At 60.6% G+C, this 24,148-nt stretch carries 24 protein-coding genes and 1 pseudogene; 2 read left to right on the forward strand and 23 right to left on the reverse strand.

Annotated features, from left to right (window positions below; all coding sequences use genetic code 11):
• Positions 1-2: 2 nt before the first annotated feature.
• A complete protein-coding gene (flhA, locus tag BLQ55_RS06405) occupies positions 3-2,132 on the reverse strand; it encodes a flagellar biosynthesis protein FlhA (RefSeq protein ID WP_092167453.1) in 2,130 nt (709 codons plus the stop codon).
• Positions 2,133-2,365: 233 nt separating this feature from the next.
• Positions 2,366-2,728, reverse strand: a complete 363-nt coding sequence (locus BLQ55_RS06410; protein ID WP_143011698.1) for a hypothetical protein — start codon at positions 2,726-2,728, stop codon at positions 2,366-2,368.
• Positions 2,729-3,030: 302 nt separating this feature from the next.
• On the opposite strand from BLQ55_RS06410, the gene BLQ55_RS06415 reads away from it, so the two are divergent.
• Positions 3,031-4,086: an RHS repeat-associated core domain-containing protein gene (locus BLQ55_RS06415; protein ID WP_092252980.1), complete on the forward strand. Its 1,056-nt coding sequence runs from the start codon at positions 3,031-3,033 to the stop codon at positions 4,084-4,086.
• Between the two features lie 79 nt (positions 4,087-4,165).
• On the opposite strand, the pseudogene BLQ55_RS06420 reads toward BLQ55_RS06415, so the two are convergent.
• Positions 4,166-4,432 (reverse strand): annotated as a pseudogene (locus BLQ55_RS06420) (EscU/YscU/HrcU family type III secretion system export apparatus switch protein); the annotation flags it as partial.
• Positions 4,433-4,655: 223 nt separating this feature from the next.
• On the opposite strand from BLQ55_RS06420, the gene BLQ55_RS06425 reads away from it, so the two are divergent.
• Positions 4,656-5,729 carry an RHS repeat-associated core domain-containing protein gene (locus tag BLQ55_RS06425; RefSeq protein ID WP_092252982.1) on the forward strand — a complete coding sequence of 358 codons (1,074 nt, stop codon included), beginning with the start codon at positions 4,656-4,658 and terminating at the stop codon, positions 5,727-5,729.
• A 79-nt stretch (positions 5,730-5,808) separates the two neighbouring features.
• Here BLQ55_RS06425 and flhB read toward each other — a convergent pair whose 3' ends face one another.
• The 20 genes from flhB to BLQ55_RS06525 form a co-directional block, all read right to left on the reverse strand.
• On the reverse strand, positions 5,809-6,945 hold the full coding sequence (gene flhB, locus BLQ55_RS06430) for a flagellar biosynthesis protein FlhB (protein WP_092252984.1): 1,137 nt from the start codon (positions 6,943-6,945) through the stop codon (positions 5,809-5,811).
• Positions 6,946-6,948: 3 nt separating this feature from the next.
• Positions 6,949-7,731, reverse strand: coding sequence for a flagellar biosynthetic protein FliR (fliR, locus tag BLQ55_RS06435; RefSeq protein ID WP_092204550.1), 783 nt, complete (start codon positions 7,729-7,731; stop codon positions 6,949-6,951).
• Positions 7,732-7,735: 4 nt separating this feature from the next.
• Positions 7,736-8,005, reverse strand: a complete 270-nt coding sequence (gene fliQ / locus BLQ55_RS06440) for a flagellar biosynthesis protein FliQ (RefSeq protein WP_038858957.1) — start codon at positions 8,003-8,005, stop codon at positions 7,736-7,738.
• Positions 8,006-8,028: 23 nt separating this feature from the next.
• Entirely contained in the window at positions 8,029-8,778 is a 750-nt protein-coding gene (gene fliP / locus BLQ55_RS06445; RefSeq protein WP_053120292.1) for a flagellar type III secretion system pore protein FliP, read from the reverse strand.
• On the reverse strand, positions 8,778-9,215 hold the full coding sequence (gene fliO / locus BLQ55_RS06450; RefSeq protein ID WP_092252986.1) for a flagellar biosynthetic protein FliO: 438 nt from the start codon (positions 9,213-9,215) through the stop codon (positions 8,778-8,780). Before fliO ends, fliP begins: the two co-directional genes overlap by 1 nt.
• On the reverse strand, positions 9,216-9,674 hold the full coding sequence (fliN, locus tag BLQ55_RS06455; RefSeq protein ID WP_072408512.1) for a flagellar motor switch protein FliN: 459 nt from the start codon (positions 9,672-9,674) through the stop codon (positions 9,216-9,218). It abuts the gene before it with no gap.
• Between the two features lie 71 nt (positions 9,675-9,745).
• On the reverse strand, positions 9,746-10,714 hold the full coding sequence (gene fliM / locus BLQ55_RS06460) for a flagellar motor switch protein FliM (RefSeq protein ID WP_053120288.1): 969 nt from the start codon (positions 10,712-10,714) through the stop codon (positions 9,746-9,748).
• 9 nt (positions 10,715-10,723) lie between these two features.
• Positions 10,724-11,227, reverse strand: a complete 504-nt coding sequence (gene fliL, locus BLQ55_RS06465) for a flagellar basal body-associated protein FliL (protein WP_092204548.1) — start codon at positions 11,225-11,227, stop codon at positions 10,724-10,726.
• A 230-nt stretch (positions 11,228-11,457) separates the two neighbouring features.
• The gene (locus tag BLQ55_RS06470; RefSeq protein ID WP_092252988.1) at positions 11,458-12,831 is read right to left on the reverse strand and encodes a flagellar hook-length control protein FliK; all 1,374 of its coding nucleotides are present in this window, start codon (positions 12,829-12,831) and stop codon (positions 11,458-11,460) included.
• 89 nt (positions 12,832-12,920) lie between these two features.
• On the reverse strand, positions 12,921-13,265 hold the full coding sequence (locus BLQ55_RS06475; protein WP_053178502.1) for an Hpt domain-containing protein: 345 nt from the start codon (positions 13,263-13,265) through the stop codon (positions 12,921-12,923).
• A gap of 31 nt (positions 13,266-13,296) precedes the next feature.
• Entirely contained in the window at positions 13,297-15,003 is a 1,707-nt protein-coding gene (locus tag BLQ55_RS06480) for an ATP-binding SpoIIE family protein phosphatase (RefSeq protein WP_092252990.1), read from the reverse strand.
• Positions 15,004-15,008: 5 nt separating this feature from the next.
• Positions 15,009-15,314, reverse strand: a complete 306-nt coding sequence (locus tag BLQ55_RS06485; RefSeq protein WP_092204545.1) for an STAS domain-containing protein — start codon at positions 15,312-15,314, stop codon at positions 15,009-15,011.
• Positions 15,315-15,416: 102 nt separating this feature from the next.
• Positions 15,417-15,866 (reverse strand): flagellar export protein FliJ, encoded by a 450-nt coding sequence (fliJ, locus tag BLQ55_RS06490; protein WP_092204544.1) that lies wholly within the window; start codon positions 15,864-15,866, stop codon positions 15,417-15,419.
• Positions 15,867-15,872: 6 nt separating this feature from the next.
• Complete coding sequence (gene fliI / locus BLQ55_RS06495) at positions 15,873-17,231, reverse strand: flagellar protein export ATPase FliI (protein ID WP_092204543.1); 1,359 nt, start codon at positions 17,229-17,231, stop codon at positions 15,873-15,875.
• Positions 17,221-18,066: a flagellar assembly protein FliH gene (gene fliH, locus BLQ55_RS06500; protein WP_092204542.1), complete on the reverse strand. Its 846-nt coding sequence runs from the start codon at positions 18,064-18,066 to the stop codon at positions 17,221-17,223. Before fliH ends, fliI begins: the two co-directional genes overlap by 11 nt.
• 7 nt (positions 18,067-18,073) lie before the next feature.
• Positions 18,074-19,093, reverse strand: a complete 1,020-nt coding sequence (gene fliG, locus BLQ55_RS06505) for a flagellar motor switch protein FliG (RefSeq protein ID WP_003199086.1) — start codon at positions 19,091-19,093, stop codon at positions 18,074-18,076.
• The gene (fliF, locus tag BLQ55_RS06510; RefSeq protein WP_060738649.1) at positions 19,086-20,870 is read right to left on the reverse strand and encodes a flagellar basal-body MS-ring/collar protein FliF; all 1,785 of its coding nucleotides are present in this window, start codon (positions 20,868-20,870) and stop codon (positions 19,086-19,088) included. The genes fliG and fliF overlap by 8 nt, the downstream gene beginning before the upstream one ends.
• 15 nt (positions 20,871-20,885) lie before the next feature.
• The gene (fliE, locus tag BLQ55_RS06515) at positions 20,886-21,212 is read right to left on the reverse strand and encodes a flagellar hook-basal body complex protein FliE (protein WP_003199082.1); all 327 of its coding nucleotides are present in this window, start codon (positions 21,210-21,212) and stop codon (positions 20,886-20,888) included.
• Positions 21,213-21,436: 224 nt separating this feature from the next.
• Positions 21,437-22,831, reverse strand: a complete 1,395-nt coding sequence (gene fleR / locus BLQ55_RS06520) for a sigma-54-dependent response regulator transcription factor FleR (RefSeq protein ID WP_092252992.1) — start codon at positions 22,829-22,831, stop codon at positions 21,437-21,439.
• Positions 22,832-22,836: 5 nt separating this feature from the next.
• Positions 22,837-24,045: a sensor histidine kinase gene (locus BLQ55_RS06525; RefSeq protein ID WP_092252994.1), complete on the reverse strand. Its 1,209-nt coding sequence runs from the start codon at positions 24,043-24,045 to the stop codon at positions 22,837-22,839.
• Between the last annotated feature and the right edge of the window lie 103 nt (positions 24,046-24,148).

The raw sequence follows: 24,148 nt of genomic DNA on the forward strand, positions 1-24,148 counted from the left end.
CCTCAGCCGTTGGGCCCTACTGTCGCAACGATGGTCACTTGCTTGTTGTCCGGTATTTCCTGATACGCCAGCACATGCAGCCCCGGGACCGCGAGGCGACCGAATCGCGAGAGCATCGCGCGAATCGGACCGGCCACCAGCAGGATCACCGGTTGGCCTTGCATCTCCTGCCGCTGGGCTGCTTCGATCAGCGAACGCTGCAGCTTCTCGGCCATGCTTGGCTCCAGCAGAACACCCTCTTCCGAGCCTTGTCCTGCCTTCTGCAGACTATTGAGCAATATCTGTTCCAACCTTGGCTCCAAGGTGATCACAGGCAGCTCAGACTCAGTGCCTACAATGCTTTGGACGATTGCGCGGGACACGCCGACCCGAACCGCAGCCACCAAGGCGGCGGTATCTTGACTCTTGGAGGCGTTGTTGGCGATGGCCTCGGCGATACTGCGTATGTCGCGCACGGGCACTTGTTCGGCCAGCAGCGCCTGCAGCACCTTGAGCAACTGCGACAACGAAACCACGCCCGGCACCAGCTCCTCAGCCAGTTTCGGCGAGCCTTTGGCCAGCACCTGCAGGAGTTGCTGGACTTCTTCGTGGCCAATCAGCTCGCTGGAGTGCTTGTACAGGATCTGGTTCAAGTGGGTCGCCACCACGGTACTGGCGTCCACCACGGTATAACCGAGGGACTGGGCCTGGGCCCGCTGGCTGATTTCGATCCACACCGCTTCCAGGCCGAAAGCCGGATCCTTGGCGGTGATGCCGTTGAGGCTGCCGTAGACCTGGCCCGGGTTGATCGCCAATTCGCGGTCGGGGTAGATCTCGGCTTCGGCCAGGATCACCCCCATCAAGGTCAGGCGATAGGCGCTCGGCGCCAGGTCGAGGTTGTCGCGAATATGTACGGTGGGCATCAGGAAGCCCAGGTCCTGGGAGAGCTTCTTGCGCACGCCCTTGATCCGCGCCAGTAACTGACCACCCTGGTTACGGTCGACCAAGGGAATCAGGCGATAGCCGACTTCCAGGCCGATCATGTCGATAGGCGTCACGTCATCCCAGCCCAGTTCCTTGGTTTCCATGGCGCGGGCCGGCGACGGCAGCAGCTCCTGCTGGCGCTTGACCTCTTGCAGGGCCTGGACTTTCTGCGCGTTCTGCTTCTTCCAGAACAGGTAGGCACCACCCGCGGCGGCGGCGGCCATGGTCAGGAAGGAAATGTGCGGCATCCCCGGCACCAGGCCCATCACGGCCATCAGGCCAGCGGCAACGGCCAGGGCCTTGGGCGAGGCGAACATCTGCCGACCGATCTGCTTGCCCATGTCTTCGGAGCCCGAAGCACGGGTCACCATGATCGCGGCCGCTGTGGATAACAACAGTGATGGCAATTGCGCCACCAAACCGTCACCAATCGTCAACAAGGCGTAGACCCTGCCGGCGTCGCCAAACGACATGTTGTGCTGGAAGATGCCGACAGCCATGCCGCCGATCAGGTTGATGAACAGAATCAACAGGCCGGCGATGGCGTCACCGCGCACGAATTTGCTGGCACCGTCCATGGAACCGTAGAACTCGGCTTCCTGGGCCACTTCCAGGCGACGCAGCTTGGCCTGGCTCTGGTCGATGAGACCGGCGTTGAGGTCGGCGTCGATTGCCATCTGCTTGCCGGGCATCGCATCGAGGGTGAAACGCGCGCTCACCTCGGAAATCCGCCCGGCACCCTTGGTCACCACGACGAAGTTGATGATCATCAAGATGGCGAAGACCACGATACCGACCACGTAGTTACCGCCGATCACCACCTCACCGAAGGCCTGGATCACCTTACCGGCGGCGGCGTGCCCGTCCTGGCCGTGGAGCATCACCACGCGGGTGGACGCCACGTTCAGCGCCAGGCGCAACAGCGTGGCCACCAGCAGGATGGTCGGGAAGACGGCGAAATCCAGCGGCCGCAGGGCGTAGACGCACACCAGCAGCACGACGATCGACAGGGCGATGTTGAACGTGAAGAACACGTCCAGCAGGAACGGCGGCACCGGCAGCATCATCATGGCAAGCATGACCAGCAGCAACAGCGGCACGCCCAGATTACCCCGGCTGAGGTCTACGACATTGCTGCGCGCGGTGCTGAGTAACTGTGAGCGATCCACCGATTTTCCCCGTTCCTGTGAAGCAAACTTTTGACGCCCAGAGGGGACGCAGACGGGGTATTGCAAGAAGCCTTCCAACTTTCGCGGGAGGCTGGAATAGAAGCGTTGCACGCAGGCTGTAGGAGCAAAGCTTGCTCGCGATGGCGCAGTGGCGCCTGTCAGAGGCTGACGCCCCACCCACCATGCCGATCACTACGCTATAAGCATCTGTTCCTGCAGAATTCGACCAAAATTCAGCGTTGAGCCCCGGACATAACCATGCCCTTGAAGATCTGAAGCCCTTCTCCGATACCAACCAGTTCGTCACTGGGATACATGCCAACGACTTTCGTCGCAGGCGCCTCTGTATCAGAGGGCGGCGAATCAGGCGAAACGTCATGTCCCTCCATCAGTCCCAGGGCCCACTGGAACCAAATGATCGGCAAATCGGCGATTTCGATCATCCGCTTGGGATCTTCCCATCGAAAGTCTGTGCGCGCGTTCATGCGCAAGCGCGAATCAAAGATTTCAAATTCAGGCTTGCCATAGCGCCTTTGCAGCTCGCCACTTGACCAAGTGTTCTGGCAATCATTGGGATTGATGAAGAGACGGAACAACGCAGCGTTGTTGCCGATATTGCCCGCCGCGCTTCGCCTCACTCGACAGCACAGATGAAGTCAATGGAGATATCCCAAATTAGATGACCAGGGGAGAGGTCCGTCTACTGTCAGAACTAACAGGTGCAGGGGCATACGACCCAAGAGCGATCTTTTTGGCTATCGGCCGGACTCAGGAATCACGCCGCAAATCCGGCGCAATCGGCAGAATGCAGCAAATACCACTAACAGTTCTGCCAGTTCCCTTTCCTACGTCGAGCCCCGACAATCCTCTTGGACCTCATCCGAACGGAGTGTCGATCATGCCAGCCACGCGTCTCTGCGTTTACAGTTATGACCCCTTAGATCGCCTCACCGGCCAATCCGTGTCAACTCATGCGCCTGTCCAGCGCTTTTATTGTAAGTCCCGCCTGGCTACGGAAATCGAAGGCGCCATCAACCGATCAATTGTTCAGCACGATGAGCACCTGCTGGCCCTGACCGAAACCTTGGGCAACATAAGACAAGCAACGCTGGTGGCGACCGATCAACATCGCTCGGTATTACAGGCCCTCGCCGCCAACAAATCGCAGTCCTTCGCCTATTCACCCTATGGCCATCGCCCTGCTGGCGGCGGCCTGCTGAGCCTGCTCGGTTTCAACGGAGAAAGAGCAGACTCGGTGACGGGGCATTATTTGCTGGGAAATGGTTATCGGGCTTTTAACCCGGTGTTGATGCGGTTTAATAGCCCGGATCGTTTGAGTCCGTTTGGCGTCGGTGGTGTGAACGCTTATGCGTATTGTACTGGCGACCCGATAAACAGGATAGATCGGAACGGGAGGGCTGGCTTATTTGCAGGAGGAATATCTGGCAGGACTCCGCGCCCGGCGCAATTCACAACCATTGATACAAATGTCGTGAAACGCATCATAGGCAAGCAAAGCCATGACATATTAAAAACGACCACAACCAGACAAATATTTAACTCCGACAATCAATTAGTTCGCACATTTGAAGTCGAAAAAAAGATACAAACCCCCAAGAATCCGACGCTTCAAGAGCTAGCCTTTTCCAAGCTAACCAATTACAACGAAGCCAAGTTCCAACAGTTGAGAATAAAAAACGAGAAAGCGATACGTAATTACTCGGAAATTAACTTTCAAAATCACGTTGAAAGCAAGATCGCAGCAGAGCAACTCGCTACAAACGCCCTATTCTACAGTGCACCTGATCACCGTATTTTATTCAACCAAACACTACACGACGCAAAGTCCGGACGCTTACCGGGAGTCGACCCGACTTCGATTAGGGATAAAGAAGCGAAAGAGATTCCGCCTTTGCCTATGGGTAAGCTTTTACACCGCCTGAGACTCTGGTGACGCCGCAAATCGGCAAATCTTCCTGCCTTTGAGCTCCTGCCTTAGTCGACACATAGCATGCTTCGCGAACAAAGCTCACTCAGGAATCACGCCGCAAATACGGAGGGATCGGCAAATCCTTCAGCGGCTCGGGGCGCTTGCCCTTGCCGGCGCGGTGTTGGCGGATCTGGTAGACGTAGGCCAATACCTGGGCCACAGCCAGGTACAGGCCCCCGGGGATTTCCTGGTCGAGTTCGGTGGAGTAGTAGATCGACCGCGCCAGGGCCGGGGATTCGAGCAGCATCACTTCATTGGCCACGGCGATTTCGCGGATCTTCAACGCCACGAAGTCGTTGCCCTTGGCCAGCTATTTCCCCTCTTGTCCTGACCTCTCTTGTTCTGAACCATGGTTTCAGCGTGCCTGCGCTACGCCCCGCAATAGCGGCAAGGCATAGGTGGGCAGCCAGCTGCAGATATTCGCTCGCCATACTCGTGTCGATATTCACGAATACCTAACAGTTCTGCCAGTTCCCCTTTCTACGTCGAGCCCCGACAATCCTCTTGGACCTCATCCGAACGGAGTGTCGATCATGCCAGCCACTCGTCTCTGGGTCTACAGTTATGACCCCTTGGATCGCCTCACCGGCCAGTCCGTGTCAACTCATGCGCCTGTCCAGCGCTTTTATTGTAAGTCCCGCCTGGCTACGGAAATCGAAGGCGCCATCAACCGATCAATTGTTCAGCACGATGAGCACCTGCTGGCCCTGACCGAAACCTTGGGCAACATAAGACAAGCAACGCTGGTGGCGACCGATCAACATCGCTCGGTATTACAGGCCCTCGCCGCCAACAAATCGCAGTCCTTCGCCTATTCACCCTATGGCCATCGCCCTGCTGGCGGCGGCCTGCTGAGCCTGCTCGGTTTCAACGGAGAAAGAGCAGACTCGGTGACGGGGCATTATTTGCTGGGAAATGGTTATCGGGCTTTTAACCCGGTGTTGATGCGATTTAATAGCCCGGATCGTTTGAGTCCGTTTGGCGTCGGTGGTGTGAACACTTATGCGTATTGTACTGGCGACCCGATAAACAGGAGAGATCCGAACGGGACGGCTGGTTTTTTTACAAGGATTATAAAATTTTTTTCAAAAGCGAGATCTGGCACGACTCCGCGCGAGGTGCAACACACAACCACTGAGACAAGTGTCGTGAGACGCATCATAGGCGAGCAAAGCCATGACATACTAGAAACAACCATAACCAGACGAATATTTAACTCCGACAATCAATTAGTTCGCGAATTTGAAGCCCAAAAGAACATACAAATCCCCAAGAATCCGACGCTTCAAGAGCTAGCTTTTTCCAAGCTAACCAATTACAACAAACCCAAGTTCAAACAGTTGAGAAAAAACAACCAGACAGCGATACGTAACTACTCAGAAATCAACTTTCAAAATCACGTTGAAAACAAGATCGCAGCAGAACAACTCATTTCAAACGCCCCATACAGAGAACTTGATCACCGTCTTGCATTCAACGCAGTACTACACAAAGCAAAGTCCGGACGCTTACCGGGAGTCGACCCGATTTCAATTAGCCATATAAGAGCGAAAGAGATTCCGCCTACGCCTTTGGATGAGCTTTTATACAGAACGAGACGCGAGTGACGCCGCAAATCGGCAAATCCTCCTGCCTTTGAGCTCCAGCCTTAGCCGACACATAGCATGCTTCGCGAACAAAGCTCACTCAGGAATCACGCCGCAAATCCGGAGGGATCGGCAAATCCTTCAGCGGCTCGGGGCGCTTGCCCTTGCCCGCGCGGTGTTGGCGGATCTGGTAGACGTAGGCCAATACCTGGGCCACGGCCAGGTACAGCCCCCCGGGGATTTCCTGATCGAGCTCGGTGGAGTAGTAAATCGATCGCGCCAGCGCCGGGGACTCAAGCAGCATCACCTCATTGGCCACGGCGATCTCACGGATCTTCAGCGCCAGGAAGTCACTGCCCTTGGCCAGCAACACGGGCGCGTTGCCTTTTTCGGGGTCGTACTTGAGGGCGACGGCGTAGTGAGTCGGGTTGGTGATGACCACATCCGCCTCGGGGATTGCCGCCATCATCCGCCGCTGGGAGACCTCGCGCTGCAATTGACGGATACGCTGCTTGACCTCCGGCTTGCCCTCCGCGTCCTTGTGCTCGTCGCGCACCTCCTGCTTGGTCATCATCAGCTTCTGCTTGCTCTGATACAGCTGGATCGGCACGTCGATGGCGGCGATCAGGATCAGGCCGCACGCCATCCACAACGTACTCCAGCCCACCAACTGCACACTGTGGATAATCGCCTGCTCCAGTGGCTCGTGGGCAATGCGCACCAGATCATCGATGTCGGATTGCAACACCGTCAGCGCCACGAACAGCACCAGCAGGAATTTCCCAAACGCCTTGAGCAACTCCATCAGCGCCGTGGTGGAAAACATCCGCTTGAGACCGGCGGCCGGGTTCATCCGGCTGAACTTGGGAGCCAGGCTGCCGGCAGCGAACAACCAGCCGCCCAGGGAAATCGGGCCGATCACGGCGGCCAGCAGCAAGCAGATCAGAACCGGCTGCACCGCCAGTATCGCGATCTTGCCCGAGTGCAGCAGATGCTGGGACATGGCCCCCGGAGACAGCAGCACCTCGCGGGGCAGGGAGAAATTCAGGCGCATGATTTCCAGCAGGTCCAGAGCCAGCCCGCCGCCATAAACCAGCAGCCCGCCCGCCCCGGCCAGCATGATCGCCAGCGTGTTGAGCTCCTTGGAGCGGGCGGTCTCGCCCTTTTCCCGGGATTCGCGCAGGCGCTTTTCCGTGGGGTCTTCTGTCTTGTCCTGGCCACTCTCGCTCTCGGCCATGGTTCAGCGTGCCTGTGCCATGTCGCGTAAAAGCTGCAAGGCCTGGATGGCCAGCGGCTGATACTGATTGAGGATATCCCCCAGGCTGACCCAGAAAATCACCATGCCCAACACGAGGGTGAGCGGGAAGCCAATGGAGAAAATATTCAATTGCGGCGCTGCGCGGGTCATCACGCCAAACGCGATATTGACCACCAGCAACGCGGTGATCGCCGGCAATACCAGCACCATCGCCGCACCCAGGACCCAGCCGAGCTTGCCGGCGATTTCCCAGAAGTGATTGACCAGCAACGCACTGCCCACCGGCATGGTGGTAAAGCTCTCGGTCAACACCTCGAACACCACCAGATGCCCATTCATGGCCAGGAACAACAGGGTCACCAGCATCGTCAGGAACTGACCGATCACCGCCGTCGTCACGCCATTGGTGGGGTCGACCATGGACGCGAAGGCCATGCCCATCTGGATCGAGATGATTTGCCCGGCCACCACGAATGCCTGAAAGAACAGCTGCAACGAGAACCCCATCAAGGTACCGATGAGGATTTGCTCGGCCACCAGCATCAGCGCACTGAGGTCCAAGGCACTGACCGGCGGCATCGGCGGTAGCCCGGGCGCGATGACCACCGTGATCGCCAGGGCGAAGTACAAGCGCACGCGCCGGGGCACCAGGGTCGTGCCGAAGACCGGCATGCTCATCAGCACCGCGGTGACGCGAAACAGCGGCAGGACGAACGATGCCACCCAGGAACTGATCTGGGTGTCCGTCAGCGCGAGCATCGACATCAGGTCAGCCGATCAACTGCGGAATACTGCCGTACAGCTGCAGGATGTATTCCATGAAGGTTTGTACCATCCAGGGGCCGGCGACGATCAGCGTCACCAGCATCACCAGCAGGCGCGGCAGGAAGCTCAAGGTCTGTTCGTTGATCTGGGTCGCGGCCTGGAACATCGCCACCAGCAACCCCACCAGCAGGCTGGGGATCACCAGGATGGCAACCATCATGGTCGTCAGCCAGAGCGCTTCACGGAACAGGTCTACCGCTACTTCAGGCGTCATATCGTCCTACCTGCACAAAAGGCCTAAACACCGCCGAAACTGCCCGCCAGCGTACCGATGATCAACGCCCAGCCGTCCACCAGCACAAACAGCATGATCTTGAACGGCAGGGAAATGATCAGCGGCGAGAGCATCATCATACCCATGGCCATCAGCACGCTGGCGACCACCAGGTCGATGATCAGGAACGGGATGAAGATCATGAACCCGATCTGGAACGCGGTTTTCAGCTCGGACGTCACGAACGCCGGCACCAGGATCGTCAGCGGCGCCTGGTCGGCACTGGGGATGTCGGTGCGCTTGGACAGGCGCATGAACAGCTCCAGGTCGCTGCTGCGGGTCTGGGCCAGCATGAAATCCTTGATCGGCACCTCGGCCTTGGCCACGGCATCCTGAGCAGTGATTTTTTCTGCCAGGTAGGGTTGCAGCGCATCCTGGTTCACCCGATCAAACACGGGCGCCATGATGAACATGGTCAGGAACAGCGCCATGCCGGTGAGGATCTGGTTCGAGGGGGTCTGTTGCAGACCCAGGGCCTGGCGCAGGATCGAAAAGACAATGATGATCCGGGTGAAACTGGTCATCAGCATGACGAACGCCGGGATGAAACTCAGCGCGGTCATGATCAGCAGGATCTGCAGGCTGACCGAGTATTCCTGGGCCCCTTCGGCGTTGGTCCCCAGGGTGATCGCCGGGATCGACAGCGGGTCGGCGGCGAACGCCAACGGTGCGGCCAGCATCAGGGCCAATGCCAACAGAATGCGCAACGGCATTACTTTTTATCCTTCTGGTCTTTCCCCAGCAGCTCCATGAGGCGCTGGGCAAATTCGGGGCTGGCCGGCTCGGTGGAAGGTACCTGCACCGGCTCCTTGAGGACGTGCAAGGCGGTGATGGTGCCCGGGCTCAGGCCCAGCAGGATCTGCTCGTTGCCGACCTGCACCAGCACCAGCCGGTCGCGCGGCCCGAGCGCGCGCGAACCGACGATGTCGATGACCTGGCCCTTGCCGGCCGGTCCCGCCTGCTGCACGCGGCGCAACAACCAGGCGAGAAAGAAGATCAGGCCCAGCACCAACAGCAAGCCGAGCACCAGTTGCGCCAGTTGTCCGGCGACCCCATTGCCTGCCGTCGGCGCAACGGCCGCCGTGGCAACCGGTTCGGCCGCCAGCACGCTCAACGGCAGCATCGACGCTGCGGCAAAGAAACCTTTCACTCAGCGCAGCTTCTTGATGCGTTCGCTCGGACTGATCACGTCCGTCAGGCGAATGCCGAACTTCTCGTTGACCACCACCACTTCGCCATGGGCGATCAAGGTGCCGTTGACCAGCACGTCGAGCGGCTCGCCGGCCAGGCGGTCCAGCTCGATCACCGAGCCCTGGTTGAGCTGCAGCAGGTTGCGGATGTTGATATCGGTGCTGCCCACTTCCATGGAGATCGACACCGGGATGTCGAGGATCACATCCAGGTTCGGCCCATCCAGCGTGACCGGCTCGTTGCTCTTGGGCACGCTGCCAAATTCTTCCATCGGCAGGCGGTTGGACCCGTGATTACCGCTATCGGCGGCCAGCAAGGCATCGATGTCGGCCTGCCCGGCGTCGCCGGTTTCTTCCAGGGCCGCAGCCCATTCGTCGGCCAGCGCCTGGTCATCCTGGGTATTCATATCGTTAGCCATCATTTGTCCTCGGCGGGCAAAAATCAGTAAAAAACGTAAAATCCGTTACAAACTTAAGAAGTTGACACCCCTCAGCGGCGTTCGATCGGCTCGATCACCTGCAACGCCAGGTTGCCTTTGTGAGAGCCCATCTTGACCTTGAAGGCCGGCACGCCATTGGCGCGCATGATCATATCTTCCGGCATCTCGACGGGGATGATGTCCCCCGGCTGCATGTGCAGGATGTCTCGCAGACGCAGCTGGCGCCGGGCGACTGTCGCGCCGATCGGCACATCGACGTCGAGCACGTCCTGGCGCAAGGCGTTGATCCAGCGTTCGTCCTGATCGTCGAGGTCCGACTGGAAACCGGCGTCAAGCATTTCGCGCACCGGCTCGATCATCGAATACGGCATGGTCACGTGCAGGTCGCCGCCACCGCCATCGAGTTCGATGTGGAAGGTCGAGACCACGATGGCTTCACTCGGCCCGACGATGTTGGCCATGGCCGGGTTCACTTCCGAGTTGATGTACTCGAAGTTCACTTCCATGATCGCCTGCCAGGCTTCCTTCAAATCGATGAAGGCCTGTTCCAGCACCATGCGCACCACCCGCAGCTCGGTCGGGGTGAATTCACGACCTTCGATCTTGGCGTGACGACCGTCGCCACCAAAGAAGTTGTCCACCAGCTTGAACACCAGCTTGGCGTCGAGGATGAACAACGCGGTGCCGCGCAACGGCTTGATCTTCACCAGGTTGAGACTGGTGGGCACGTACAACGAATGCACGTACTCGCCGAACTTCATCACCTGCACGCCACCGACAGCCACGTCGGCCGAGCGGCGCAGCATGTTGAACATGCTGATGCGAGTGTACCGGGCGAAACGCTCGTTGATCATTTCCAGGGTCGGCATGCGTCCGCGAACGATGCGATCCTGGCTGGTCAGGTCATAGCTTTTGACGCTGCCCGGTTCAGCAGCGTTTTCGGTCTGTACCAGACCATCGTCGACACCATGCAACAGCGCGTCGATTTCGTCCTGGGACAGCAGGTCCTGCACGGCCATGTCGTGTTCCTACTGCAATACGAAGTTAGTGAAGAGCAACTGTTCGATCACCACTTTGCCGAGCTCTTTCTGAGCCACTTCCTGCACGCTGGCCGTGGCTTTCTGACGCAGCATTTCCTGGCCGACGGGCGTGGCCAGGGTGTCGAAATTCTGTCCGGAAAAGAGCATTACCAGGTTGTTGCGGATCAGCGGCATGTGCACCCGCAGCGCTTCCAGGTCAGCCTGGTTGCGACCTTGCAAAGTAATGCTGACCTGCATGTAGCGTTGACGACCGTTCACGGTGTAGTTGGCCACGAAGGCGGGCGCCATCGGTTCGAAAATCGCCGGCTGCTTGCCCACCGGCGCAGCCTCGACCGCCGCTGCCGGCTTGCTCTGAGCGCTGTGCATGAAATACCAGGTCGCCCCCACGGACACGCCGATCGCCAGGAGCAAACCCACCACGATCATGATGATCAGCTTGAGTTTGCCTTTGGTTGCAGGGTCTTTTACAGCTGCTGCTTCACTCTTCGCCATGCCAATAATCCGTCACTAATCGGGGTTTTCACTGTTGCACGGCAAGGCAGGAGCAAGTGTTATGCCAGAAGTGTCAGCACCCAGGATGACGGGCAAATAGAATCTTCAGCCCCATGAAACCACTGTGGGAGCGAGCTTGCTCGCGATAGCGATGAACCAGTCCCTGCAAAAGTGACTGACAATCCGCTATCGCGAGCAAGCTCGCTCCCACAGGGGTGAGCATCGTTGGATCAGGCGTAGTAGTCGACCGCGCTGGTGCCAATGACGCTGGTGGTGCTGGCGGCCACTTCAGCGATACCGACCGGGCCAGCTTCCTCCGCTGAATCCACCCGCCCGCCAGATGACGTCGTACGCCCGGCCCGGGCCTGCTGCTGGGCTTGCTGCTCCTGGTTCTGCGAACCACGGGATTGATCCGACACGCTGACGTCGACCTGGCCCATGCCCTGCTGGCTAAAACTGTCCCGCAGGCGATGCAACTGGCCTTCGAGGGCTTCACGAACGCCGGAGTGGGCGCTCATGAACGTGACCTGAGTCTGCTGGTCCGGAACCATGTTCACCCGGATATCCAGGCGTCCGAGCTCCGCGGGCTGCAATTGGATGTCGGCCGCCTTGAGATTGACGCTGGACAGGTACATCACCCGGTTGACCACCTCTTCGGTCCAACCGCTCTGATTCATCGCGATAGGTTGGTTGACCGGCACTGCGTTGGCGGTTTTGGGTGTGGCGGCCTGGGTCAGCGCGGCCAGGCGGTTGGCGAAATCATCCACGCGGGTGTCGCTGGACGCCGCGCCCAGGTCCTTGAGGCCCTCGCTGATCAAGCCGCCGAAGGCCTTGTCACCCCCCTGGCTACCGGACTCGGTGCTGTTCTGATCGGCTTGCACGCTGAGCATGCTGGCCATCCCGGCGGCAAAGGTCTGCGCCGACGTCGGTTCACCGTCGAGCGACACCGGGGCAGCGCTCTTGGGCTGCGCCTGGCTGGTGGCGGAAACATGACCGCCCTGCTCCATCGCCAAGCGCAAGGCGGGCAATGCGTCGAGAGGGTCGGCTTCCGGGTCGAAGGCTGGATCGACGACCGGGGCTGCTGGCTGGGCCGCGGCGGCCAATGGGACAACGGGCGCCGCAACTGCCGTGGCGACCTGGGCCTCAGCCGTGACCGCCACGGGGGCAGGTTCCGCCGGGGCTGTCGCGACCGGCACCGTCATGTCCGGCAGCACACCAGGATCAAGGCTCGGATCGACCGGCGCCGCATCCGCCACGGGCGTTTCAGCCGAGTCGGCGCTGGTATCGCTGGCGGCCTTGTCGTCGGTGCTGGCTGGTTTGTCCGCGGGCAAGGGTTTGCCGCTATCGGCAACCGTCGGTTCCGGGGCGGCAGGGCTTTCGTTGCCGGTGTCTTTTTTGACGGTGTTATCGGCGGCCTTGTCGCGCGCCGATTTCACCACAGGCTCCGGGGCCGCCGCCGTTTTGGAAGGCGCCTGCTTGGCGAAGACTTGAGCGAAGCTGGAGGCTCTAACCCCGAGGTCCGGGGCCGCTGCCGGTGAATTGACGGCGACCTTGGGCTTGGCCTGGACAGAGGCCTGAAGCAATGAATTGGGGGTAACGGGCATAAAAAGGTCTCCGCTGCACTGGAATCATAGGTACAGTCGAGACTAGGCAATGCAAGGCACGGGCCAAAACTTACCTGGACCCTCAAATCTCAGCAGTGGAAGCCTTCACGCTCTTCCCGGCAAAGCTTGCGGACATGGGCGAATTCGCTGTCGATTTCGTTGACCAGGTTTTCGATACCGCCCAATGACGGCTGCTTGGCACGCTGTTCCAGTTCGCCGCACAGCTCGGCCAGGCGGATGGCGCCCATGTTGCTGCTGCTGCCCTTGAAACTGTGGGCCGTGGCGCTCAATTTTTCAGCGTCCCGCGCTTCATGCAGCACGCGCAGGCGAGCCTCGGAGTCGTTGAGAAACGTATCCAGCAACTCCAGATACCCCTCCTCCATGACTTCCTTCAACGTGCTGAGCACGTCGCGGTCCAGATGAATCTCGTTCACTTGTTCGCTCCCTGATCAAGAATGACGCCAATTATGCCAGAGCCTCCCAGAAAAACTCCACGCGCGCACTACGACCATCGTCTGACCAGCGGGCCTGGTGGCTCAACTGGCGCACCAGGCTCACGCCGCGCCCCGACAACCGATCACTGTCCACGGGCCGTGCCAGCACCCGGGCGACATCGAAACCCTCGCCACTGTCTTCGACCTCGATGGCCAGGCGACCACCCTCGCCGCTTGGCGAAACGTGCAAGTGCACCCGCACGTAACCGTCACTCAGTTCATCCAGGCGCGTATTGCGCTCGCTGTAGTAGCGAGCAAAACCCGCGGCATCACGCTTGAGGCTCGAGTCGAGCCCCAGCACCCCGTGATCCAGGGCATTGGAGTAGAGCTCAGACATGACACTATAAAGGGCGCCACTCTGGGCCCTGAGCCCATGGACCTCAAGCAGCAACTGCAACAGGTAGGGCATCGGGTTGAAGCGCTTGAGGGTCTGGGCCCGGAACTCGAAGCTCACCGACCAGTCCAGTGGGCTGGACTGGCCGCTATCGGAATAGACCGGTGGCGGCGGATTGAGTTGCGTCGGTGCGACCAGTCGCACCTCGACCATGCTGAAGTCGTCACGGGCCTCACCGCGAAAATCCCGCAGGGCCTGCTGGATGTCCTCAAAAAGACGGTTAGGCTCACGGTTGGCCGAAAATACCTGCTGCAACCGCTCCACGCCAAACGGCTGGTCATCGCGGTCACTGGTCTCTATTACGCCATCGGACAACAGGAACACCCGGTCCCCCAGGGACATCGAATGCACCTCGGTGCGGTCATCGAACAAGTGCGGCGTGAGCACGCCCAACGGCAAGTGCCGCGCCGGCAACGGCGTACGCTCGCCGCTGAGGCTGTCATGCAGGTAACCATCGGGCATGCCACCGTTCCAGATTTCCACCGTGCAACGCTGGAAACTGAGGCACAACAGCGTTGCGCAACAGAACATATCCACCGGCAGGATGCGCTTGAGCTTGGCATTCATCTCCCGCAGGATCTGCGCCAGGCCGTAGCCCTTGGCCGTCATCCCGTAGAACACTTCCGCCAGCGGCATCGCGCCGACCGCCGCCGGCAAACCGTGCCCGGTGAAATCCCCCAGCAGGACGTGCATGTCGCCGGCCGGATTGAACGCGGCCAGCAGCAAATCGCCATTGAACAAGGCATAAGGTGATTGCAGGTAGCGGATGTTCGGCGCGCTCAGGCAGCCGGAATGGGCGATCTTGTCGAACACGGCCTTGGCGACCCGTTGTTCGTTGAGCAGATAGTCATGGTGCCGGGCGATCTGGTCGCGCTGCTCCACCACCGTGGCCTGCAACCGGCGCAAACGGTCCATGGCCTTGATCTTGGCCGCCAGGATCACCTGGTTATAGGGCTTGGCCAGAAAGTCGTCGCCGCCCGCCTCCAGGCAACGGGCCAGGGCTTCGCTCTCAGTCAGCGAAGTGAGGAAAATGATCGGGACCAATTGGTCCCCAGCCAGCTGCTTGATTCTCTGCGCGGCTTCGAAGCCGTCCATCACGGGCATCATCGCGTCCATCAGCACCAGGTGCGGACGCTGTTCCAGGTAGACGTCGACCGCTTCGGCGCCATTGGCCGCGGTGAGCACGTGGTGACCCTGGCGGCGGACAATGGTCGACAACAGCAGTCGATCAGCGGCACTGTCTTCGGCAATCAGGACCGTCAGTGGCTCCGACGACGATTGCATGGCGATCAACTGATGTCGAACAGCTTGTCGAAATTGGAGATCGCGAGGATTTTCTTGACGTCGGAGCTGCTGTTGACGACCCGGATATCCGACTCGTCGCCGCCGGCATGATCGCGCAACAGCAGGAGCATGCCCAGGGCGGAACTGTCGAGATAAGTGGCTTCTTTCAAATCCACCACGATGGACTCGGGTTTCGTGATGAGCCGCTCATAGGACTCACGAAACTCCTGATGCCGCCCGAAATCGAATCGACCCTTGATCGAGATCGTCAGCTTATGCCCATCGGGGGATACTTCGGTAACGACTGACATGATCGGCTTCCTTGTCATGGACATACGTGTACAAGGTGTAGCATCTGGTAAAGGTCTGAGCAAGGTTTTGCCTCGTTCATACGACAAAAACCTCATTTCCCATCAGTAGGGGTTCTGTCGCGGCAGACGCTGGGACAATTCATCGAGCAGTTTCTGTTCGCGCTTGTCTTCCAACTGACGCGCTTCATCGATATAACGCTGCACCAGTTTGCGCAACCCTTCGACTCGGGCAAACGCCTCTTGCCAGCTCTGGCGAGCCTTCTCCAGGTTGTTCTGGTGCCAGACCAGGCTCTGGCGCTGCTGGTCGATGGCGGTGCCCAACTGTGCCAGGAACCCCTGGTAGCCCAGCAACCATTGCCCGGAGACCCCGTGGCTGCCTCGGGCGATCCACTGCTCCTGGTATTCGAGTCGAAAGTTTTCCAAGTCTGCCAGCTTGCTCTCGGCAACGGCCACTTGCCCCTGGAAATACGCCAGTCGCTGGACAGCGGTCTTCTCGGCTTTTTCCGCCATTTCCACCACGGGTGCCAGGCGCGCCGCACGACTTGTGGCCATGGCCGGTTACGTGCCCGAGACCGGCGCGAAAATAGTCTGCAAGTGCGCCTCGCTGGCGCCCATGCCGATGTTGTCGTTCAAGCTTTGGCGCAGGTAGACGGCCATGGCCGGGTAAAGACTGATAGCGGTGTCGGTCTCGCGGTCACCGCCCGGCACATAGGCACCGACGCTGATCAGGTCACGGCTTTGCTGGTAGCGCGACCAGTACTGCTTGAACTGCTGGGCCCGTTTCATGTGCTCGGCGCTGATCACCGACGGCATGACCCGGCTAATGGAAGCCTCGATGTCGATGGCCGGGTAGTGACCCTCTTCGGCCAGGCGCCTGGACAGCACGATGTGACCGTCGAGCACACCCCGGGCCGAGTCGGCGATGGGGTCTTGCTGGTCATCACCTTCGGACAGCACGGTATAGAACGCGGTGATCGAGCCGCCACCTTTTTCCGCATTGCCGGCGCGCTCGACCAGTTTCGGCAGCTTGGCGAAGACCGAAGGCGGATAGCCCTTGGTGGCCGGCGGTTCGCCGATGGCCAGGGCGATTTCCCGCTGGGCCTGGGCGAAACGGGTCAGCGAATCCATCAGCAGCAGAACGTTCTTGCCCTTGTCGCGGAAATACTCGGCAATGCGCGTGCAATACATGGCAGCCCGCAGCCGCATCAACGGCGCATCGTCCGCAGGCGAAGCCACCACCACCGAACGCTTGAGCCCTTCCTCGCCGAGGATGTGCTCGATGAACTCCTTGACCTCACGGCCCCGTTCACCGATCAGCCCCACCACGATGATGTCGGCTTCGGTGAAGCGGGTCATCATGCCCAACAGCACACTCTTACCCACCCCGGTACCGGCAAACAGGCCCAGGCGTTGGCCGCGCCCGACCGTCAATAAACCGTTGATGCAACGGATACCCACGTCCAGCGGCATGCTGATGGGGTCACGCTTGAGGGGGTTGATCGTCGGGCCATCCATCGGCACCCAATCTTCGGCCTTCATGCCGCCCTTGCCGTCCAGGGCGCGCCCGGCCCCGTCCAGCACGCGCCCGAGCATGCTCATGCCCATGGGCAGGCGACCGTTGTCGGCCAGGGGCACGACGCGCGCGCCGGGCGCGATACCGGCGACACTGCCCACCGGCATCAAGAAGACCTTGCTGCCGGAGAAACCCATGACTTCGGCTTCGACCTGCACCGGGTGGTAGCTGTCGTCGTTGATCACCATGCAGCGGCTGCCCATGGCGGCACGCAGGCCCTCGGCTTCGAGGGTCAGGCCGACCATGCGCAGCAGGCGACCTTCCAGGATCGGTTGGCCGGCCAGCTCACTGGCCTCGGCGTAGCTGCCCAGGCGCTTGCCGAAGCTGGTTCGCTCAAGGCGCATCGCGGCTGTCCGGTACAGAAGCGTCCAATTCAGGCACCTCCAGCCCCACATCGGCCGGCGCGGCATCGGCACTGATCAGGGGATCGTCCGGCAACTCCAGGCTCAGGTCGGCGGCGGCCGGATGCAGGGCCTGTTCGTGCAGTTGGTCGAACAACTTGGCCATGATCTGGCTGATACGGGTTTCAACGGTGGCGTCGATGCGGCTGTGTTCGGTTTCCACCCGGCAACCGCCCGGCAGCAGCGCCGCGTCCTCGACGATGCGCCAGGTTTCTTCATGGCGCTCGCGCAGGGCCTTGACCAGTTCGAAGTCCTGGGGATTGATGTACAGCCGCACGTTACCCACGCCCAGCGGCAACAACTTGAGCGCTTCACGCATGACGTGTTCGATCTGGCTCGAATCGATGGCCAGTTCGCGCTGGATCACTTGTTTGGCAATGTGTTGCACCAGGCCCACCAGGGATTTCTCGATCTGGCTGTCCTGCTCGGCGATGGGGTCGAACAGGTTGAGCATCAGCGATTCCAACGCACGGAGCTTGGCCGTCAGCGCCACATCGGCTTCCTGGCGAACCTTGAGTGTGGTGCTGTGGAAGCCTTCCTTTTCACCCACGGCAAAACCTTCGTTATAGGCTTCCTGGCGAATGCTCTCGACTTCCTCGAGGGTCAGCGGCTGGACTTCTTCCAGCGGCACCTCCTCCATTTCCGGCAGCTCTTCCACCGGCTCCGGCTCAGGCTCGGGCACATGGGGGTCGAAGCTGGGCAGCGACCAGACGTCGAAACCACCGACGTCCCGGGCGCGGATCAGGTCGCTGGGGGCTTCATCACTCTTGGCAGACATAACGACCTTAGATCATCTCTTCGCCGCCCTTGCCACCGAGAACGATCTCCCCGGCTTCGGCCATGCGGCGGGCGATGGTGAGGATTTCCTTCTGTGCGGTTTCCACATCGCTGACGCGCACCGGGCCCTTGGCCTCGAGGTCGTCGCGCAACAGTTCGGCCGCTCGTTTGGACATGTTCTTGAAGATTTTTTCCTTGACGCCTTCGTCCGAGCCCTTGAGGGCCAGTACCAGCACGTCGGACGACACCTCGCGCAACAGCGCCTGGATGCCACGATCGTCGACATCGGACAGGTTGTTGAACACGAACATGAGGTCTTCGATCTGACCGGACAGGTCTTCGTCGAATTCGCGGATCGAGTCCATCAACTGACCTTCGATCGAACTGTCGAGGAAGTTCATGATGTCCGCCGCACGCTTGATGCCACCCAGGGTGGTGCGCGAGGCATTGGAGTTGCCCGAGAACTGCTTCTCGAGAATCTGGTTCAATTCTTTCAGGGCCGCCGGCTGCACGGTATTGAGCGAAGAAACGCGCAGGATGATGTCCAGGCGCACCTTGTGGTCGAAGTTGCCCAGCACTTCGCCGGCCTGGTCCGGGTCGAGGTAAGCCACCACGATCGCCTGGATCTGCGGGTGCTCGTAACGGATCACGTCGGCAACCGCCCGCGGCTCCATCCACTTGAGGCTGTCCAGGCCGCTGGTATTGCCACCCAGCAGGATCCGGTCGATGAGACCGTTGGCCTTGTCCTCGCCCAGAGCCTGGGTGAGCATCTTGCGCACGTAGTCGTCGGAACCCACGCCCAGGCTGGTCTGATCGCCGACGATGTCGACGAACTCACTCATCACCTGCTCGACCTGCTCGCGGTGCACATTGCCCATCTGCGCCATGGCCACGCCCACGCGCTGGACTTCCTTGGGCCCCATGTGGCGCAGCACCTGGGCGGCGTCGGTCGACCCCAGGGACAGCAGCAGGATCGCGGCTTTGTCGACCCGGGACAATTTGGCAACAGCGGCTCGATTATCACTCATCTGCGTTAATCCACTCTTTCACGACCTGGGCCACACGACCCGGGTCTTCTGCCACCAGACTCTTGATAGCGTTCAACTGAGCGTCATAGCCTTCGCTCGGGCTTGGCAGCAGAATGCTCTGCGGCCCGCCGAGGCTGACGCGATCATTGGCCAATTCGCCATCCAGGCCGCCCATGCCGCCCAGTTCCACATCACCCAGGCCGGCCAGCTGCTTGTTCCTGCCGCCATTGGTGATGTTATTGAGCACCGGACGCAGTACGCCGAACACCAGTATCAGGATGAACAGCACACCCAGTACTTGCTTGACCACATCCCAGAACCAGGGTTGCGAATAAAATGGAATATCGGCGACCACTTCACCGCGCTCCAGGGAGAACGGCACGTTGATCACGCTGACGCTGTCGCCGCGGCTGGCGTCGAAACCGACGGCGTCCTGCACCAGGCGGGTAAAGCGCGCCAATTCATCGGCGCTCCATGGCGCACGGCTGGTTTCACCGTTGGCCGGGTTGACCTTGACCTGATCGTCCACCACCACCGCGACCGACAGGCGATTCAAACGGCCCTGCTGTTGCTTGGTGTGGCTGATGGAACGATCGAGTTCGAAGTTCTTGGTCGACTGCTGACGCTTGTCGGCCGGGTACGGCGCCAGCATCGGCTGGCCGGTGGCCGGGTCCATGATCTGCTGGCCGTTGGCATCGATCAGCGGCTGGCCTGGCTGCACCATGCCGGCGGCCGCCGTGGCGCCACCGGTGGTTTGCGGCGCACTGGCCGGCGACGGCGGCTGGTTGCTCAGGGCACCCGGGACGCCTTGCGGGCCATTGCTGGCGGTGCGTTGTTCATTCACCGACTGCTCGCTGCGCAACGCCGGCTGATCCGGGTTGAACTGCTCGGAAGTGGACTCGACGGCGCTGAAGTCGACATCGGCCGACACTTCGGCTTTATAGCGATCGTTACCCAGGATCGGTTGCAGGATGTTGTGCACCCGCTGGGTCAGCATGCCTTCCATGCGACGGCTGTAATCGAATTGCTTGCCGGCCATGGTCAGTTCGGAGTTTTCCGCCTGGTCGGACAGCAGGTTGCCCTTCTGGTCAACCACGGTGATCTGCGATTTGCTCAGCTCGGGTACGCTGGTCGCCACCAGATTGACGATGGCCACGACCTGGCCTGGCTCCAGGGAACGGCCCGAATACAGCTCGACCAATACCGAAGCACTGGGCTTGCGTTCGTCGCGCACGAACACCGAGCTTTTCGGGATCGCCAGGTGAACGCGGGCACCCTTGACATTGTTCAGGCTGGAAATGGTCCGCGCCAGCTCACCTTCAAGGCCGCGACGATAACGGGTCGCTTCCATGAATTGGCTGGTGCCCAGGCCCTGGTCCTTGTCGAGGATCTCGAAACCGATGTTGCCATCGGTCGGCGTCACGCCGGCCGCGGCGAGCTTGAGGCGCGCACGAGCGACGTCATCGGCCTTGACCAGCAAGGCGCCGGAATTGGGTTCGACGGTGTAAGGAATGTCGGCGGAAGCCAGGGTCTCCATGACTTGCTTGGCGTCCATGCCCGCCAGGCTGCCATACAGCGGACGATAGTCCGGTTGCTGGGACCACAGCACCACGGCAAAACCAATCGCCACGCTGGCAGCCAGGCCGACCAACAGGCCAACCTGACGCAGCATGGTCATCTCGGAGAGATTTTCCAGGAAGGACAGGCCGAACAACGGCGGTTTGCCGTCTACCGGAGTGGCCTTGGCTGGAACGTTATCAACGGCTGCTTCTGCCATGACTCAATAATTTCCTTAAACCGGCATCTGCATGATGTCTTGGTAGGCTTGAACCAGTTTGTTGCGAACCTGGGTCAGCGCCTGAAACGAGACACTGGCTTTCTGCGAGGAGATCATTACGTCCGTCAGGTCGACGCCACTTTTGCCAATCTCGAAAGCACTGGCCAACTGGTTCGACGCCTGCTGGGTATCGTTCACTTTATTGACGGCCTGACCGAGCATGTCGGAAAAGCTGCTGCCACCCACCTGGGGGACCGCGACCGATTTAGGCTGGGCCATGGCGTCCATTTGCATGGCCCGCATGTCCAACATCAACCGATTAAATTCAATACCTTGGCTCATGGTCTACTCTCTCTGGCGGCCCGCATTTTTTTGACACTTGCTCAGCGGGTATTCAGGTATTAGCAACAAGGGTGCCAGCTCCATGGCGATAGAAAACAAATGCGCACACAACCCCATTGTGGGAGCGAGCCTGCCCGCGATAACCCATCACATCCGACCTCGACTTGACTGACCCACCGCTATCGGCGAGCAAGCTCGCTCCCACAGGGGGTATTGGTGCTTATTCAACTGGCGAACAGATAAGCCTCGACATCCATGCCGGCGTCACGCATTTGCGCCAACTTGTAGCGCAGGGTGCGCGGGCTGATCCCCAGGCGTTCGGCAGCCTCCTTGCGACGACCGCGTTCGGCGCGCAGGGTGTCGATGATCATCTGGAACTCGCGACGCCGCAGGTCATCGCCCAAGGCGCCAACCGAATCGCCCTCGACATCCATCGGCGGCACGGGGGGCGCGGTCGGTGCCGGAGCCAATGCGGGCAATGGCGCGCAGGCCACCGAACCGGCCAGGCAGAAATCCTCCGGCTGGATCAAACCGCCCTGCTGCAGGATCAAAGCCCGCTGAATGGCGTTATCCAGTTCTCGGACATTGCCCGGCCACGGGTAGGCAACCAGACAGGCCCGGGCCTCGGCTGAAAGCCGGGCCGCCGCGTGCTTCATTTTATTGACGTGTTTGTTCAGCAGGCGCTCGGCCAGCGGCAGGATATCGGCGGTGCGCTCGCGCAACGGACGCCAGGCAAGCGGGAACACCGACAGACGGTAATAGAGGTCTTCACGGAAACGCCCCGCCGCCACTTCGCCGGCCAGGTCGCGATTGGTGGTCGCCACCACGCGAATGTCCAGGCTGATGGGCTTGCGCGCCCCCACCCGCTCCACTTCCCGCTCCTGCAATACCCGCAACAGCTTGGCTTGCAGGCCCAACGGCATTTCGGAAATTTCATCGAGCAGGATCGTGCCACCGTCGGCCTGTTCGAACTTGCCGGCCTGGGCCGCGATGGCACCGGTGAACGAACCCTTTTCGTGGCCGAACAGTGTCGCCTCGAGCATGTTGTCGGGAATCGCCGCGCAATTGATGGCAATGAACGGTTCCCCGGCACGCCGGGATTGCTGATGGATGTAGCGGGCCAGCACCTCCTTGCCCGTACCGGACTCGCCGGAAATCAACACGGTTGAATCACTGCGAGCGACCCGTGCGGCCAACTCCAGCAGTTGCGCACTGGCCGGCTCGATGGCCACCGGGCCTTCGCCCTCGACCGCGAGACTGCCCAAGGCATGGCGCGCGACCAGGTCCAGCAGTGCCTTTGGCTCGAACGGCTTGACCAGGTAATCCGCCGCGCCCTGGCGCATGGCGTCCACCGCTCGCTCGACGGCGCCGTGAGCGGTCATCAGCAAGACCGGCAATTGCGGCTGACGAGCCCGTAACAGTCCGAGCAATTGATGGCCGTCCATGCCTGGCATGTTGACGTCACTGACCACCAGGCTGAACGCTTCCCGGCCCACCGCCAGCAGCGCTTCCTCCGCCGAACCGACGGCGGCGTAGTCGTGCCCGGCCAGCACCAGGGTATCGGCCAGCGCCTCGCGCAGGGCCCGGTCATCCTCAACCAGCAACACCTTGATCGCCATTGCTTTCACTCCACTCCTGGCGCATTGGAAAACAGCGGCAAGCACACCGTCGCACACGTGCCACGGCCCAACCGCGAGCGCAATTGCAATTCTCCCTGATGAGCACGGGCCACGGCCTTGACCACGGTCAGGCCCAGGCCCGTGCCGGTGGTCTTGGTGGTAAAGAATGGCTCGCCCAGGCGCACCAGCACGGCCGGCTCGATACCGCTGCCGTTGTCGCTGACAGACAGGCGCAAGGTGTTGTCGCGCGTGTACAAGTGCACTTTCAGCCGCACGTCGCCGCCGCTGGCCTGGATCGCGTTTTCGATGAGGTTCAACAACGCGCCCACCAGTGTGTCGCGGTTGCACAGTACTTCACCGACATGGCTGTCGCACTGCCAGCGGATCGGCAGTTCCTGCACATGAGTCAACGCCGCGGCCTGCAGCGATTGCAACAAGGCCTTGGGGGTGACGCGGTCGGTCAACGGCAGCTCGCCGCGAGCGAACACCAGCATGTCCCGCACCTGGTGCTCCAGTTCGTGCAGGCGCTCTTTCAAGCGTCCGGCGAAGCGTTGCTGGGTTTCCATCGGCAATTGCTGCTCGGTCAGGTGACTGGCATAGAGCAGCGCGGCGGACAGCGGCGTACGAATCTGATGGGCCAGCGAGGCCACCATCCGTCCCAGGGAAGACAGGCGCTCGTGGCGAGCCAACTGGTCTTGCAGGTGACGGGTTTCAGTCAAGTCATTGAGCAGCACCAACTGCCCAGGCTCGGCGTCCAGCGAACGCGTCGAGATGGACAGGCGCCGGCCGTCCTTGAGGGACACTTCATGGCCGTCGTCGTCCCGGGGCGCAAAGCAGCGGGCGATGACATGCCGCCACAGCTCGCCCTCCAGGGGCAGGCCGAGCAACTCGCAGGCCGCCGGGTTGGCTTCGCGTACACGGCCGTGGGCGTCGATGACGATCACACCACCGGGCAACAGGTCGAGGAGATTTTGCAGGCGATTGGCCAGGCGTTCCTTTTCCGCCAGCTCCTGCATGCGCTGGGCGCTGACCACGGCCAGCTCGCCCTTGAGCTCGGTGACCCGGGCTTCGAGCAGGCTGTAGGAATCCGTCAGTTGGCTGGACATCTGGCTGAACAGCGAAAATGCCTGCTCAAGTCCAAGCCGGCTTGCCTGTTCGGCGGACGGCATGTGTCCCGGTTCGGGGACAGGAGACATCTGGGCGGCTTGGGTCATCGTGCTCTCTCGCTTGGCTGACCGTCAGTTAAACGGAACGTTGCGAGGGCTATAGCAATACCCGTGCCGAAAAAAAACCGCCCAAGAATCAGGCGGTTGGAAA

It is taken from the genome of Pseudomonas sp. NFACC13-1, from assembly GCF_900104425.1.
Taxonomy (GTDB): Bacteria; Pseudomonadota; Gammaproteobacteria; order Pseudomonadales; family Pseudomonadaceae; genus Aquipseudomonas; species Aquipseudomonas fluorescens_AA.

Excerpts from the sequence above, each read along its gene's own strand:
- BLQ55_RS06415 (WP_092252980.1), top strand. The coding sequence starts at position 3,031 with ATGCCAGCCACGCGTCTCTGCGTTTACAGTTATGACCCCTTAGATCGC.
- BLQ55_RS06425 (WP_092252982.1), top strand. The coding sequence starts at position 4,656 with ATGCCAGCCACTCGTCTCTGGGTCTACAGTTATGACCCCTTGGATCGC.
- flhB (WP_092252984.1), bottom strand. The coding sequence starts at position 6,945 with ATGGCCGAGAGCGAGAGTGGCCAGGACAAGACAGAAGACCCCACGGAA.
- fliR (WP_092204550.1), bottom strand. The coding sequence starts at position 7,731 with ATGTCGATGCTCGCGCTGACGGACACCCAGATCAGTTCCTGGGTGGCA.
- fliQ (WP_038858957.1), bottom strand. The coding sequence starts at position 8,005 with ATGACGCCTGAAGTAGCGGTAGACCTGTTCCGTGAAGCGCTCTGGCTG.
- fliP (WP_053120292.1), bottom strand. The coding sequence starts at position 8,778 with ATGCCGTTGCGCATTCTGTTGGCATTGGCCCTGATGCTGGCCGCACCG.
- fliN (WP_072408512.1), bottom strand. The coding sequence starts at position 9,674 with ATGGCTAACGATATGAATACCCAGGATGACCAGGCGCTGGCCGACGAA.
- fliM (WP_053120288.1), bottom strand. The coding sequence starts at position 10,714 with ATGGCCGTGCAGGACCTGCTGTCCCAGGACGAAATCGACGCGCTGTTG.
- fliL (WP_092204548.1), bottom strand. The coding sequence starts at position 11,227 with ATGGCGAAGAGTGAAGCAGCAGCTGTAAAAGACCCTGCAACCAAAGGC.
- BLQ55_RS06470 (WP_092252988.1), bottom strand. The coding sequence starts at position 12,831 with ATGCCCGTTACCCCCAATTCATTGCTTCAGGCCTCTGTCCAGGCCAAG.
- BLQ55_RS06480 (WP_092252990.1), bottom strand. The coding sequence starts at position 15,003 with ATGCAATCGTCGTCGGAGCCACTGACGGTCCTGATTGCCGAAGACAGT.
- BLQ55_RS06485 (WP_092204545.1), bottom strand. The coding sequence starts at position 15,314 with ATGTCAGTCGTTACCGAAGTATCCCCCGATGGGCATAAGCTGACGATC.
- fliJ (WP_092204544.1), bottom strand. The coding sequence starts at position 15,866 with ATGGCCACAAGTCGTGCGGCGCGCCTGGCACCCGTGGTGGAAATGGCG.
- fliI (WP_092204543.1), bottom strand. The coding sequence starts at position 17,231 with ATGCGCCTTGAGCGAACCAGCTTCGGCAAGCGCCTGGGCAGCTACGCC.
- fliH (WP_092204542.1), bottom strand. The coding sequence starts at position 18,066 with ATGTCTGCCAAGAGTGATGAAGCCCCCAGCGACCTGATCCGCGCCCGG.
- fliG (WP_003199086.1), bottom strand. The coding sequence starts at position 19,093 with ATGAGTGATAATCGAGCCGCTGTTGCCAAATTGTCCCGGGTCGACAAA.
- fliF (WP_060738649.1), bottom strand. The coding sequence starts at position 20,870 with ATGGCAGAAGCAGCCGTTGATAACGTTCCAGCCAAGGCCACTCCGGTA.
- fliE (WP_003199082.1), bottom strand. The coding sequence starts at position 21,212 with ATGAGCCAAGGTATTGAATTTAATCGGTTGATGTTGGACATGCGGGCC.
- fleR (WP_092252992.1), bottom strand. The coding sequence starts at position 22,831 with ATGGCGATCAAGGTGTTGCTGGTTGAGGATGACCGGGCCCTGCGCGAG.
- BLQ55_RS06525 (WP_092252994.1), bottom strand. The coding sequence starts at position 24,045 with ATGACCCAAGCCGCCCAGATGTCTCCTGTCCCCGAACCGGGACACATG.